Source organism: Salipaludibacillus agaradhaerens (assembly GCF_002019735.1).
GTDB classification, from domain to species: domain Bacteria; phylum Bacillota; class Bacilli; order Bacillales; family Salisediminibacteriaceae; genus Salipaludibacillus; species Salipaludibacillus agaradhaerens.
On the sequence record NZ_KV917378.1, the window covers coordinates 1,352,781 to 1,366,667 of the forward strand.

Genomic DNA, 13,887 nt, shown 5'->3' on the forward strand with positions numbered 1-13,887 from the left:
GCTTTATCCTTTCTTAACTCGTGTTTTAATTATTTTAACATACGAAAGAAGTATCAAGTTCCTAGGTCACTTACACGACGTTTAAACCATTATAATAGAATCCCTCTTTCAACACTGGTCACTTTTGTGTTTGAAAATGGCCAACTGTCTCAAGAGATTAAGCCTAAACAAAAGAGAACCAGCGATGAATTATAAAATCCACGACTGGTTCTCTTTTTATTTAAAGGGGTTGAGCCCCTTGTGATGTACATTTAAGATGCTTTTTTTACAACTGTGTCACTTGTCTTCTTTTTACTGAAAATCCGCTTAATAGCTCGTTTCATATCTTCTACTAGTAAGTAGACAGCTGGGATAAGCAATAGTGTGATAAAGGTAGCAAACAGTAACCCTCCAATTATCACAGTGGCAAGCGGTGCTTGATAGGCATTTGCTCCACCTGTAGCTAAAGCTAAGGGTAGCATACCACCTACAGTCGTGAGTGTTGTCATAAATATAGGTCTCATCCGATTTTTTCCCGCTTCAATGACTGCTTCATAGATCGGCAGCCCTTGCTCACGCAGCTGATTAATCCTATCGATTAACAGGATCGCATTGTTTAGTACCACCCCAATTAACATGAGTAAAGCTAGCGCGGAAAACACACTCAATTCTCTTTGTGTGATGAGTAAGGCTAAAATAGCTCCTACTGCTGTCATTGGAATAACTGACATCACAATGATTGGTTGAATAAAGCTATTAAATTGAACAGCCATGACGATATACACTAACAGGATAGAGATACCTAATACAACCACTAGGTCGAACATCATTTCCTGCTGGGCTTCAATATCTCCACCAGTGGACACAGCATAACCGGCTGGCGGCTCTAATTCATCTACAACCTTCTGCACATCCCTTGAAACAGCACCTAGATCTCTTCCTTCAATTTCAGCAGAAACCGTCACATAACGTGCTCCATCTGTTCTACTAATTGTAATAGGTGATGAAACGTTTTCCAAGTCTGCATAATTTGAAAGGGGTTTAGTTCCAGTTGGCCCCGTAATATCAAACTCCTCTAAATCTTTTTCACTATTGATAAGGGAGCTAAAGGTGGATACTACTGGAATTTCTGTTCCCTCTTCTACGATCTCACCAACAGGAAGAGGAGCAAAAACACCTTGTAGCTGCTCATATATAGCTGTTGTCGTTAACCCATCTTCTTTTAATGATTCATGATCAAAAACAAGTTGACGCTCTTCTACTTGTTCATCCATGGATGTTGAGACATTGACTAACCCATCAACCTCTTCTAGTTCTTCAGATAAATAGCTGCTGAGCTCTTGGAGTTTAGTTAAACTATCTCCCTGAACGATAAGCTGTACAGGCTGACCTCCCCCACCGGTATCCATCGTTGTAAAAACACCAGTGACTGGAAAATCATCTTCTAGCTCACGTAATGTATCCGTAATAGCTAAATTAACATCCTCTTGTGGAACAGTTATATCTTGATCCTTTGTCATATTAATTAGCGCATATAAATAATCACCTGCATCCATAAACACGACAGATTGTATGTCATCTACATCGGTCAACTTCTCTTCAGCTGCTTCAACCACTTTATCTTTATCCTCAGCTGTTAATCCTGTTTCCAGTCTTATTTCCATTTCACTATAACGATTTAATACATCTGGCATTAGGACAAATGGGATTTTTGTCGTGAGGCCTATTGAACCAACAAAAATAAGGAAAAAAACAATAATGAGACCATAGCGGCGACGCTTTTTTTGTGAGAACCAATTTAACACACTTCCGTAACGTTCGATTATACGGCTTTTTCTTTTATTCTCTGCTTTTTTTCTAAGCTTCATAAAGTTTTCTGCCAAAGCAGGTATTAAAGTGAATGCCACAATAACTGAACTCACAAGTGTAATGACAACGACAACACTAAGGACGAGAATAAATATAGCAAAATCTCCGCCAAATAATCCGACAGGTAAAAACACCACCACTGTCGTTAACATTGAGGCAATGACAGCTGTTGCTACCTCTTTTATCCCTGTCATAACAGCCTCAATACCTACTAACCCTTCCTCTTTTTTACGATAAATGGACTCTAATATGACGATTGAGGCATCCACCATCATTCCGATTCCGAGCCCTAATCCGATAAGGGTCAAAATATTAAAGCTGTAATCCATGAACCATAGCGTCGTAAAAGTTAATAAAAGCGACACTGGAATCGATAAACCAACAATCAAAGTTGCCCTACTATTCCTTAAAAATAGCATTAAAATAACGAGTGCCAACACGCCACCAATTAAAATATTTTGTGTAACTCCATCAATCGACGATGAAACGTAATCAGCCTGAGCCACAATTTCTGTAAATGATAGCTCACTCGCTAACCCTTCGTCATGGATCTCCGCCACTTCATCTCTGATAGCTTCTGCCATCTCAACTTGGGTATAATCATCAGCACGGGCAATTTCAACAAACACCACATCTCTGCTCCCGTTCTTCCAAGCCATTGATGATTGTTGCAATGTTTCCACGTCAATCTCAGCCATGTCTTTTAAGTCTATCGGTCCTTCAGGAGTATCAATAGTTGCCTCTTCTATATCTTTAAGTGAGGACAATTCAGTATTCCATCGTAAAGAAGGCTCATTATCCTCTTCAGTTAACTCTCCTAATGAAACATTCACATCAGTTTGTTGAAGCGCTTGAACGACGTAGCTTAGCTCAAGTCCTAGCTCACGTAATTCATCTTGGTCAAACGTTATCACATATTCCGTTTCCTCTAAACCATTTAAATTAACTTCTCTGACTTCATTTAAGTTTTCAAGGCGTGGCTTCACGACCTCATTTGCAAACGATGTGAGGTCATTCATTTCTCCGTTTGACACTTCCATATAAAACTCATAACTTTGATCTGTACTTATAGGTCTCACGTCAGTATAAACAATACCTGTCACATCATTTGAAATGTGCGTAAGATGAGATTCAATCTCTCTTGTTACTTCATCTACACGCCCCTCCTCAATGTCAATAAAAAAGGAGCTGCTTCCCACAGCTGTCGATGAGTCGTACGAGGTAACGCCATCAATACCCGCCAGCTCTTTTTCCACCGGTTCAGTAATTAAGTTTTCCACGTCTCTCACAGGCATATCGCCTGCATCAACAGTTATCATCGCCATATCAAAGGCAACTGATGGCATTAATTCCCTATCCATCTTACTAATTGAATAAATACCTAACACTAAAATAAGTGCAACCATTAATCCAATTACTTTTTTTCGTTCTAATAGTTTCTGTAGTATGCTCATGTCCAATCCCTCTTTCATTTATGCAACTTATAGTGCTTTATCTAAGTTAAGTATAAAGAGAAGTGACATAGCCTTACTACAGGCTTGAGACTAGAATTAAACTAAGACCTACGACTTACTTTGATATGTCAACTATGTATTTTAACGAATTCTTCTTCGGATATGACCTGAAACCCCGATCGGGCTAATAAAGCTGCCGTTACACCATTTCCAGTTCCCGTAACGCCATCAAAAGTCCCGTTATATATAGACCTAGAACCGCAAGATGGACTAAATTCCTTTAGTACGACTAGTTTAGCTTGTAAGATATTTGCTTGCTCTAATGTCAAGTATGCGCCCTTAATATAAAGTTCTGTCACATCTCGACCTGATCTTTCTATGACAGACGCTTTACCGTCAAGCACATCTTCTCCTGTTCCATCAATAATTTCCGCTGGCTCTCGTGGGGTTGAAAAACCCCCTAATAATTCAGGACAAACCATGGTCGCTTGTCCTGCTTCTACTAGTTGACGTATTTTTGTATTTAAGCTATTTGTCCCGTTATACCTGACATTTTCTCCGGCTAAACACGCACTGACAAGAATCATCTTATCCTCCTATCATTTCTGCACCTTAAAGTTGACGTGTATATGAAACAATCAACTTATGTGTGATATAAATTGAACTTATATATTCTCATTCTTTTTTAACTAGCTTTCGTTACAAAGGAGCGTTAAATCAAAATATATCCTTAAGTTATATTCCCTTGTGGATCACCTTTCTTGATAATAGTCGTAATGGAGGAGTGACTTAACCTACGAAAAGCGATATATAAACAGGAGCGGTGGGGCGCCCATTAGCTTATCAAAACACCGCTCTCCTTTCGTTAAAACCTTCCAGATTTAAAGATAGAGTAGAGCAACCAAAGAAACATTAACAAAGCTACCGTAAAGCCTATTTCAATTGCTGGCAAATTCCAAAGTACTGATGATTGTCCTGACATTGCTGAACCTACAATAAGACCAACCATAATAATACTGAATGAAAGTAACACAATACTAAAAGAGAGGCGATTGCTAATTCGATCAAGCTTCGTTAAAAATCGCTCTACATTTGGTATGTCCACTTCTAAAGGTAGCTTTCCTTTTTTCACAACGTTAGTCAGCTCATTAATTTTTTTCGGTAATTCAATAAGACTTTCTCCGTAATCCCCTATGTATGAAAATGTATTAGCTGCTACATTTTTAGGGTTAAAGCGATCAATTAGTAGCTGTTTTCCAAACGGTTCGGCAATTTCGATGATGCTTAGGTCAGGATCAAGGGTTTCAACTACCCCTTCCATTGTAAGAAGTGTTTTTCCTAATAATGTGAGATCTGATGGTATTTTAATTTGGTGCTCATGAGCCACAGCAAATAAATCGTTAACCGCCTCCCCAAGACTTACTTGACTTAAAGGAACATCATAATACTTCGCTTTTAGATCATCTACATCCATAGTCAATTTTTGAATATCAACTTCCTCAGAAACTAGTCCCATTCGCATAATACCTCTAATAACACCCTCTGTCTGCTGCCTCATAATTGCAATCACCAGTGTGGCAAAGTTAGCCTTCATATCTGGCGTTAACCGTCCCACCATCCCAAAGTCCATAAAAATAATACCATCACCTGGGAAGGCGACCATGTTTCCGGGATGAGGATCTCCATGGAAAAAACCTTCAATTAATATTTGGTGAAAGACCGAATTTGCCACTCTTTCAGCTAACACTTTTGTATTGTAGCCTTCCCGTGTCAGTTTACCGATGTCATTTAGCTTTGTTCCTTCTACATACTCCATAGTCAATATTTTTTTGGTCGTGTAATCCCAGTAAACTGAAGGAATATAAATGTGTGGGTCCTTTTTAAATTGCTTCGCTATTCTGTCAGCGTTTCTTCCTTCATTCGTATAATCTAACTCTTTTCGCAAAGCTTTAGAGAACTCTTCTACGAGACCACATAACTCATATCTAGCAGCCCATTCAAATCGTTTTTCGGCAAGTGAAGCAATTTCGTAAAGAATTTCTAAATCTGTTTGGATTATCTTCTCAATCATGGGACGCTGCACTTTAACTGCGACTGGCTCACCCGTTTTTAAAACAGCGTAATGAACTTGTCCTATTGAAGCTGCGCCTAATGGTTCTTGATCAAAATCATCAAAAATATCCTCTAAGTTCCCTTCTAATTCTGCTTCAATAATCGCTCTTGCACCTTCATAGGTAAACGGTGTGACTTTATCATGAAGCTTTTCAAGTTCCTCTATAATAGAGACAGGAATTAAATCAGGTCGCGTACTCGCAATTTGTCCAAGTTTTACAAAAGTTGGGCCTAATTCTTCTAAAAATAATCGTATTCTCTCCCCTGTTGTTTTAGTTCTAAACTCATTATCCTGTTCCTTCATAAATAGGCGCTTCGGTAAAGAAATAATTTTATATAATCCTAATTCTTTAACAATAAAACCAAACCCGTTTCTTGAAAAAGCAAAGGCAATTTCTCGATAGCGTTGAATGTGGCGTATCTTTCTTCCAATCATGAGACCCTTCCTCCTTCCTGAATTAACACTTAAATGGTATAACCTTTTGATGTAAAAAGAGCTGGCAAGCCATCACTTTAAGCATATGAGACTTGCCACAACTTATCTAAAGGTAGGTTTCCTTCATTTAGTTATGATGAAACAGCCTATCAATATAATGCTTCAATTCTTCAATATAGCCGTCTGTTTTTATTTTAACATCTTCCTTAAATTGGTCCTCCTTTTTTTCATCTTTTTCTTTTGCAGATTCAAAGTAAGCAAATACTTCTGTATACATTCTCTCTGCCTCTGCCTTTAATAACTCCTCCTGATCTAGTTCTGTCTTATTTTCTAAATAGCTTGAAAACTCATCATCTAATTCCGCTTTAAGATCGTCCCTTGCCTTCTCCAACAAATAATACGTCGTACTAGCACTTACCGCCGAAGCAACTAACATGGATGCTAAGATAGCCCCAACAAACGTCGTTTTTTTCACAAGCTATCACTCCTTTTGTCTATAGAATGTCCTTTCCTTATATATCTAGCTTTCGGCATATAAAATTAGTACACGAATCATTAACAAACGGAAAGAGCAGTACTGGTCAAAACCTCATACAACCACCCTCACGAAAGATATTTAATAAAACAAGACTTCAATGAGTGGACGTTTTCACTCTCGTCCAATGATTGATCGTTGCGTGAATCAGAATATGAACGTCCGTTAGCTACTGGCAATATAGATTCAGTTCTCTATTTTGGTGCGGAAGTTATAAGACGGTTATTTGTGATAAATTTTAAAAATAAATGAAAATGTCCAATCGCTATTAAAATTAGGTCATAGGATAGTACTGTAATAACCAAATGTATTGGGAATACACACAAAATGAGGAGTGAGTTGTATGTACGGATATGGATATGGTGCACCAGGACACGGGTGTGACCCAGGTTGCTACCCAGGAACTGTTGCGGGTGTTGGAGATTGTAAAGGGGCTGGTGTAGGCGGCTTTGCGCTCATATTAGTTCTCTTTATTTTACTTGTTATTATTGGTGCCTCTTTTGTGGGCTATTAATAACTTAGTGGGGACTTTGCTCCCTGCTACATAAAACGAACCTTCAATCGAGCCAAAACCGCCCGTTATCTCCCACCTAAATAGATTTAGCTCTCCCTCTATTTTGAGCTGGGAATTTTACGGACGGTTAGCATCCTCTTGATAATGGTGTCGCTTTTTTACAATACAAAGAAAATATTCTCGATTATCATAACACGTAAAAAGTGGTTCAAGGAGGACAATATGGAAAAATTTATCGAGAGAATTTGTGAGCACCAACCTAGCTGTAAGAAGGCGTTTAAAGAAGAATGGGGAGCAATTCGGTTTACAGTAGGCGATAAAATATTTGCACTAATAGGAAAGAACAATCAAAATGATCTCATTGTCACCCTAAAATGTGCTCCCGACAAGGCTAACGAATACCGCCAAGAATTTCTAAGTATCATGCCTGGTTACTATATGAATAAAAGACATTGGAACTCTATCTTATTGAAAAACTGTGATGTACCAAAATCTCTGCTTAAACAAATGATTATTGATTCATATAATCTTGTATATAAAGGCCTGTCAATGAAACAAAAAGAGCAACTTAGAACGGAATCACTCCCTGTTAATAAAAGATAATTTAACTACTCGTTTTTTGAAGATATGAACTAACATGAAGCATAAACATTTAAACTAGAAAAATAGGGTATACCTTTTAAAGCAAGGGTGAGCCTACCCCTTGCTTTTCGCTTGCTTGATAAACTATTATGCCTTTTCAATCCAGAATTTAATAAGACCGTTATCATCCTCACCTGCCAGAATTTTATGTCCACTGGCTTTCACCCATGCGGTAAAGTCATTTTTAGCTCCTTTATCTGTTGCATGTTTTAAACACTCCCTTATCCCCCTTCCATTACCTAATATACACATACCTCTATAAGTATATTGATTGATCTCATGAAGACTGTCAACTTTTATAGTAAGCAATCTTATTAAAAAACCGACACCATGATTTAATCAATGATAAAGTAACATTTCCTGGGGAATTTTCACGTCACACAATGTCATTACAACAGGTTTGCTCTTAGACTGAATAAATTAAATTGCACAAAAAAAAGCGCCTTGACTCCGCTCCACACACATAACCCTTTCACATAATGAGGATCCTTATCACAGTCATTGGAGCACTCTTTTTCTAGTCAACGCTACGTTATTTTATTCTAGTTCCTCAGTTCAATATGTTGCCACACGCTTTTTGTTTAACCTTCAAAAATAACTATCACTCTCCTTTTTTCGGAAAGTGATTGATACTCAATAGAAGCTAAATGTCGTGCGATGAAAGTTAACTAAGAAAAAGGACATCACTTTGTAAAATGATGTCCGCTACTCTTAGCATTTGATATTTTTGACACAAAATGATCATGTCGCAGTCTTGAACAAAAGCACAGATAGTTTGTTATATGTGTACATTAAAATTAAAAGAGTTCTTTAATGGAGTTAATCATCATCTATAGGTGTATGCGGTTCTGCCTCTTTCATCTTTTCTTCTGTCCAATACTCGTCTTCCTCATCTGATTCTTTATTTTTTTGAAGTTGAGTTTTTTCTGGATCATCTTCTATATTATTATCTTTTGATTCACCTGTCACACAGCTGACAAGTAAAAAGGTCCCAATCAAAACTAGAAACAACATCGCTTTTCTCATATCATTCTTAACCAACTCTTACTTCTTATTGCCTTAGCCCCAAAACGATAGATGCAGGAATCTATTTCATTATCTCATTTCATCAAACATATCCTTTACTGCTTGTGTGATCGGCCTGGCATATAATCTTTGAACGCCGCTTGTAGAACCATTAAATTCCCATAGACCATAATGGGGTACTCCCTCGTAATAGGCAGGGGCAAATCTAATATTGGAATGCCACCCACCTCATGGTCCTTCATGAACACAATGGCAGCCGTCATGACTAAATTCTTATAGTCATTGTTAATAGCAGATCCTGAACACACATAATTTTTACCATCACTTTTTGTAAAAAACACTTTTCCTGATGTACTTGGCACCACTGCATATGGAGATAAATCGTTGGCTTCAGGTGGGATTGGATGAGAAAGGTTTTCTCCTATCTGGTGATTTTCCAATTGGGGTATCGGTGTCTCTAAGGTTTCTTTTTTATCTAACATTGTATCCATATCAGCTGGAACAGCATTTTCCATTTTCTCCTCGGTCCAATAAGGGTCTTCTTCACCAGTTTGTTGAAGTATAACTTGAGGCTCATTATTCGTAATTGATTGTGTTGTATTATCTGAAGCATCAACAGTTAATGGGTAAATAAAAGCCAGGAGGACAATAACAAAACTATTAAAAGGGATATAAGACGACTTTTCTTAAAATAGATCATTCCCACACCTCAATTATAATTAAATCTTTAACGCATATGACGACAAAAGACAATAATCTATCATGTGATTCATGATGAAATGTCCCACTAGACACGTGCCATACTATGTTTATACTTGGGTGTTTAGAGATATTAACTTCATTCTCCTATCAGTAATTAGTCGTTTATACATCTCCTTCCATTTCAATTATATGGTATACCATATAATGATAAACAACTATTTTTTTATAATTCTTACATTTTTAATCATCTCTTATTCTCTTTTTATCACCTAACAAAAAACCAATTAATAGAAGTTGATACTTAAAACAAGTATTCAAACGTATTTGGAAACATAATGGACTTATTTTCATTTAAATGATTATTTTATTAATATTTGCTTTTATTTGACGATATATAAACTGTGTCATTTAAAAATAAACTACTGGGGGTAATTAGATTGAAAAAGCTAGCTATCTTACTATTATCTACACTTTTATGGAGTTTTTCCCCTTATTTTGCTAACGCAGCAGTTAATGAGGATGATCTAGCCCAATATTTACTCGAGCTAGAGTGGGAAAAGGAAAACCTTGAAGAATACTTAGCTGCCTATGGATTAACTTTCGATTATTTTGAAGACATTGATGACTTAAAAGATTTTTTAGGAGATATTTTAACAGATGAGATACTTTCTCACATTTTAGCAGACTTTGAGATAACGATTGAAGAATTACACGTCATTCTAGCAGGGTATGGAGAATCATTAGATAACATTAAATTTGCTGACGACTTAGAATTTTACCTTTTTGATTATTTCTATAGTGAATCGTGGTACTATTATTATTTAGATTTCTTTGCAACTATAGGTATTACAGAGGAAGAATTACTTCGTCTATTAGATCACCTAGAGGAAGTAAGTCACAACAATCCAAATCTCGTTGACGAACTTGACGCACTCACATGGCGAATACTTGAGCTAGACGACTTTGAAAGTGTATCTGACATGACTGCCGAAGTCATCGCCGAGCTGTTATCTATTTGGAAAGAGTTTACGAGACTTTTAGAAATTGACACTGAGTTTTATTTAGTAAAAAGCGATGATAAACAAGCGATTTCTCTATCAAATTTAGTTTCATTAACCACGACCAATGGCTATGACCTGTTAATTGAGATTTACAATACGCGAGGAGATTTTCTTGCAGATATCCTCTTAACAGCCGATTTATTTGGATCTGACCTTATTACAGAAACGGGAAAAGCAATCACAACCTCCGCTCAAGAAATCACTAAGGACAACAGCATAACGAAAACTGAAAAAGGCGGCAAACTTCCTGACACTGCTACTCAATCGTTATTATTTGTCATATTAGGGTGTACAGTCTCAGGAGCTGGCCTATTCATGGTCCGTAGAAGAAAAGCTGCTTAAGAAAATGAACCAAAAACGACTTATTGCAGTTGGTTTCTTTTTAATATTAACTGGTTTTTGGGTCTTCACAACGAATGGTTATACGTTATTAAAAGGGTATTGGTTATATAAAACGGCTATCCCTTTCGAAACAAGCATCATCTCCGAAAATAATACGCAGCCATCTAAAACAGAGTGGAAAACAAATACTGAGCTATATTCCGTGCGCCCCTCCATTGGGGATGAAATCGGTGTTCTTACTATTCCTAAAATTGATGCTCAACTTCCAATCTTTCATGGTACCGATGAGGATGAATTAGAGAGGGGTGTTGGCCACTATTCTAACAGTGTACTACCTGGGGAACAGGACAATACAGTGTTAGCAGGCCATCGAGACACGGTATTCAGACATCTGGGCGAAGTAGGTAAAGGCGATTTATTAATTGTGACAACCTCTGCAGGTGAATTTACGTATAAAATTTATAATGTCCGAATTGTGGACAGTGATGATAGAACGGTAATTGTTCCAAGGCCAAGGGCTACATTAACAGTAAGTACGTGTTATCCTTTTCAATTTATCGGTCATGCACCAGAGCGCTATATTCTTGAAGCCAACCTCATTAAAAGTAATGTTAATTAATTGGGCACTTCTAAATATCACTTATAACCGTGCTTATTATTGTTAAACTTAGAACACGAGTCAACAACGTATTGTGACGACATCTCATTCATCTTTATAAAAAATTTTAAAGACTATGTATTAAAAACGTGCCAGTGATCTATACTAGCAGATGGCAGAGTTTAGACACAACTCTACATTCCACAGTAGCTCAGTGGTAGAGCAATCGGCTGTTAACCGATCGGTCGTAGGTTCGAGTCCTACCTGTGGAGCCATGCTATGTCAATCATCCGTGCCTACTTAGATTTCCGTTATCATCGTATTAAAAAACCACCTATTTTATTACAACAGGTGGTTTTTTGGCGTTATTGCATATGATTCGTATTCATTTGACTGGTCATTTGGGTATTTTGATTTGTCATAGGTTGAAACATACCTGTCATTTGAGTTATTTGCTGGGAACCGAATGTTGCCGGCTGATAATAACCATTTTGGTTCATCCAGCTCCAAATTTCGTAAGCCATCTCCTGACACATGTTAGCGCCATTAACATGATACATACGAATTTGTGGATCTACACATTCGTTTGCCCATTGCATTCCCATCATCGACCCCGTTTTATGCGTATTTAGCGCTAATGTAGCAATGGTCTGATCAGATAATGCTTGGGTACTCATAGATGGGGCTGACATAGTCATTTGCTCTTGCATCCCAGTTGACGTATTTTGCCCATTGAAAGCAGGAGCACGATGTGTTACTTGCGCTCCTCGTCCATTCAATAAGTTAATCCCTTGTTGATACCCATTCATCATTAATTGTTGATGTTTTTTTAAAATACTCTTTAACTGTTGATCTCTACATTGACTTACAAAAGCCCCGTGTTGTTCAATCTCCGCTGATTTTGTCCTTAATGCTTCTTGCGTTTCTAAAAGTTCGTGCGCCGCATAGTTCATCTACATTCCTCCTATAGCAATTTTTAGGATTTCCCTCCCAATTCTATTGTGAACAGAAAGTAAGATAACATACAGCATTTCTCCTTTTTGTAAGTAGAGCTTTAACTTCTTCCTTCATAAAATTCATGTCTTTCCTTTGTAAGTTCATATCGTTTTCTATACATAGACAGCTAGTCACTCCATTGCTTTTACGATATAGTTAAATATGCATGATTTTAAACGCTTTTAATATTTTTTAAGCAAATACTTTAGGAGTTGGATATAAATGAACAAAAAAGATATTGGTCACTTTCGCAGACAATTTAAAGCAGATAATGATCTACTTACAATCGGTGATATATTTAATGTGTATATTACGAAGGAATCGAGTGAGATTTACCATCATCAAAGTCAACCATTTGAACTATTAGACCGAGACCAACAAGAATTATTTTTAATTAACTTCAAAAAATTACTTGGTGGACAATTGGATGAAAAATTATTTGAATTAAAATTCAAACGCGATGTTTCTGACAGCAGCCAGCTTATATTGCATCAAGGATTATTAAGCGACAAGGTTGATGGTTGGAAAGAGTATATGCTTAAACTCGTAGGAAAGATATTGGCGCAAAGGCAATATGAAGAGGATATAGTCATTACATTTATACGTGGTGAATATAGGAAGCCTACTAAGCGCCGAAGTGAAGAGTCTGAAGAAAATGAACGTGATACCGTTTATTCTCATCCATTTATCCTTTGCAGTATGAACAAAACCCAAGAGCCAAAAAAAGAATTGCTCTTTGACTATGTAGAGAAGGAATTTAAATACAATTTTGTCGTAGATCCGATCATCAATCTTACGGCACCAATTTCAGGGTTTCTTTTTCCTTGCTTTACTGATAATGCCTCTGATGTCAATCACGTGTTATATTCAGCAGGCAAAGTACATGAACCTGATCATCAATTTATAGAAGACGTGTTAAATGGCGAAGAAACGATGACGGCCAAAGACGATAAAATCGTTTTTGAAGAAATCGTGAAAGATGTGACACATGACCAACTAAATACTTCAACCCTTCACCACGTATACGAAGAAATCAACCGTGTCATAGAAGAGAATGAAGAAGAAGAAGCACCCACATTAGATTACAAAGATGTGGAACGAGTATTGACAGTCAGTGGTGTAAAAGATATTGATCAAGAAAAAGTCGAAGCGGCTTTCCAAAACGTCATTCAGGATGAAAAATACGAAATTAAAGCAAGTAGTATTGTCCCAAAGTATTCATCAAAATCAATTAAAATAAATACGAAAGTAGCAAACGTCTCTATTAGTCCACAAGACTTAAGCTACGTTAGACAAGTTAACTTTGAAGGGAAACGCTACCTGATGATTGAAGTAGAAGAAGATACGGTCATAGATGGATTCAGAATGATTCCCGAGGCGTTTAATCGTGAGAGTGAGAATAACTGAGTCACTAATAGAGGAATATATTTTCGACTTGTTACCCTCCCCCTCTCAGAAGATTAAATACACCTCCCCGTATCATTGTAAAGTGATACGGGGTTCAATTTAAGTATTGCCCCATCAACAAACTTCCATTTCTTAGTTTACAGATTTTAGGTCACCTTTCTGTAAATAACCCATGACATCCTCAGTCTCGATAATTTTTAATTGTCACACACCT

General features: G+C 37.2%; 12 protein-coding genes and 1 tRNA gene. 6 read left to right on the plus strand and 7 right to left on the minus strand.

Going from position 1 to position 13,887, the window contains the following annotated elements; translation table 11 throughout:
- Window positions 1-251: 251 nt before the first annotated feature.
- The 4 genes from BK581_RS06570 to BK581_RS06585 all read right to left on the minus strand — a co-directional run bounded on the left by BK581_RS06570 (window position 252) and on the right by BK581_RS06585 (window position 6,325).
- Window positions 252-3,302: an efflux RND transporter permease subunit gene (locus BK581_RS06570; protein ID WP_078577428.1), complete on the minus strand. Its 3,051-nt coding sequence runs from the start codon at window positions 3,300-3,302 to the stop codon at window positions 252-254.
- Between the two features lie 128 nt (window positions 3,303-3,430).
- Window positions 3,431-3,889 carry a 2-thiouracil desulfurase family protein gene (locus BK581_RS06575; RefSeq protein WP_078577429.1) on the minus strand — a complete coding sequence of 153 codons (459 nt, stop codon included), beginning with the start codon at window positions 3,887-3,889 and terminating at the stop codon, window positions 3,431-3,433.
- A gap of 278 nt (window positions 3,890-4,167) precedes the next feature.
- On the minus strand, window positions 4,168-5,850 hold the full coding sequence (locus BK581_RS06580; protein WP_078577430.1) for an ABC1 kinase family protein: 1,683 nt from the start codon (window positions 5,848-5,850) through the stop codon (window positions 4,168-4,170).
- Between the two features lie 127 nt (window positions 5,851-5,977).
- The gene (locus BK581_RS06585) at window positions 5,978-6,325 is read right to left on the minus strand and encodes a hypothetical protein (RefSeq protein WP_078577431.1); all 348 of its coding nucleotides are present in this window, start codon (window positions 6,323-6,325) and stop codon (window positions 5,978-5,980) included.
- A gap of 403 nt (window positions 6,326-6,728) precedes the next feature.
- Between BK581_RS06585 and BK581_RS06590 the strand changes: the two genes are divergently transcribed.
- Together BK581_RS06590 and BK581_RS06595 are read left to right on the plus strand one after the other, a co-directional pair.
- Entirely contained in the window at window positions 6,729-6,899 is a 171-nt protein-coding gene (locus tag BK581_RS06590) for a YjcZ family sporulation protein (RefSeq protein WP_078577432.1), read from the plus strand.
- Between the two features lie 222 nt (window positions 6,900-7,121).
- Window positions 7,122-7,502 carry an MmcQ/YjbR family DNA-binding protein gene (locus BK581_RS06595; protein ID WP_169837587.1) on the plus strand — a complete coding sequence of 127 codons (381 nt, stop codon included), beginning with the start codon at window positions 7,122-7,124 and terminating at the stop codon, window positions 7,500-7,502.
- Window positions 7,503-8,360: 858 nt separating this feature from the next.
- Here BK581_RS06595 and BK581_RS06605 read toward each other — a convergent pair.
- Window positions 8,361-8,555, minus strand: coding sequence for a hypothetical protein (locus BK581_RS06605; protein WP_169837588.1), 195 nt, complete (start codon window positions 8,553-8,555; stop codon window positions 8,361-8,363).
- 107 nt (window positions 8,556-8,662) lie between these two features.
- A complete protein-coding gene (locus BK581_RS06610) occupies window positions 8,663-9,082 on the minus strand; it encodes a hypothetical protein (RefSeq protein ID WP_078577436.1) in 420 nt (139 codons plus the stop codon).
- 624 nt (window positions 9,083-9,706) lie between these two features.
- Here BK581_RS06610 and BK581_RS06615 point away from each other — a divergent pair.
- The 3 genes from BK581_RS06615 (at window position 9,707) to BK581_RS06625 (ending at window position 11,545) form a co-directional block, all read left to right on the plus strand.
- A complete protein-coding gene (locus tag BK581_RS06615) occupies window positions 9,707-10,672 on the plus strand; it encodes a processed acidic surface protein (protein WP_169837589.1) in 966 nt (321 codons plus the stop codon).
- A gap of 4 nt (window positions 10,673-10,676) precedes the next feature.
- Window positions 10,677-11,291, plus strand: a complete 615-nt coding sequence (locus BK581_RS06620; protein WP_078577438.1) for a class D sortase — start codon at window positions 10,677-10,679, stop codon at window positions 11,289-11,291.
- A gap of 179 nt (window positions 11,292-11,470) precedes the next feature.
- Window positions 11,471-11,545: transfer RNA gene (locus BK581_RS06625), tRNA-Asn, on the plus strand.
- A 90-nt stretch (window positions 11,546-11,635) separates the two neighbouring features.
- Here BK581_RS06625 and BK581_RS06630 read toward each other — a convergent pair.
- Window positions 11,636-12,223, minus strand: a complete 588-nt coding sequence (locus BK581_RS06630) for a spore coat protein (protein WP_078577439.1) — start codon at window positions 12,221-12,223, stop codon at window positions 11,636-11,638.
- Window positions 12,224-12,488: 265 nt separating this feature from the next.
- Between BK581_RS06630 and BK581_RS06635 the strand changes: the two genes are divergently transcribed.
- Window positions 12,489-13,673 (plus strand): DUF4317 domain-containing protein, encoded by a 1,185-nt coding sequence (locus BK581_RS06635; protein WP_078577440.1) that lies wholly within the window; start codon window positions 12,489-12,491, stop codon window positions 13,671-13,673.
- Window positions 13,674-13,887: the final 214 nt, after the last annotated feature.

Excerpts from the sequence above, each read along its gene's own strand:
- BK581_RS06595 (WP_169837587.1), top strand. The coding sequence starts at position 7,122 with ATGGAAAAATTTATCGAGAGAATTTGTGAGCACCAACCTAGCTGTAAG.
- BK581_RS06635 (WP_078577440.1), top strand. The coding sequence starts at position 12,489 with ATGAACAAAAAAGATATTGGTCACTTTCGCAGACAATTTAAAGCAGAT.
- BK581_RS06590 (WP_078577432.1), top strand. The coding sequence starts at position 6,729 with ATGTACGGATATGGATATGGTGCACCAGGACACGGGTGTGACCCAGGT.
- BK581_RS06605 (WP_169837588.1), bottom strand. The coding sequence starts at position 8,555 with ATGTTGTTTCTAGTTTTGATTGGGACCTTTTTACTTGTCAGCTGTGTG.
- BK581_RS06610 (WP_078577436.1), bottom strand. The coding sequence starts at position 9,082 with ATGGAAAATGCTGTTCCAGCTGATATGGATACAATGTTAGATAAAAAA.
- BK581_RS06630 (WP_078577439.1), bottom strand. The coding sequence starts at position 12,223 with ATGAACTATGCGGCGCACGAACTTTTAGAAACGCAAGAAGCATTAAGG.
- BK581_RS06575 (WP_078577429.1), bottom strand. The coding sequence starts at position 3,889 with ATGATTCTTGTCAGTGCGTGTTTAGCCGGAGAAAATGTCAGGTATAAC.
- BK581_RS06570 (WP_078577428.1), bottom strand. The coding sequence starts at position 3,302 with ATGAGCATACTACAGAAACTATTAGAACGAAAAAAAGTAATTGGATTA.
- BK581_RS06580 (WP_078577430.1), bottom strand. The coding sequence starts at position 5,850 with ATGATTGGAAGAAAGATACGCCACATTCAACGCTATCGAGAAATTGCC.
- BK581_RS06620 (WP_078577438.1), top strand. The coding sequence starts at position 10,677 with ATGAACCAAAAACGACTTATTGCAGTTGGTTTCTTTTTAATATTAACT.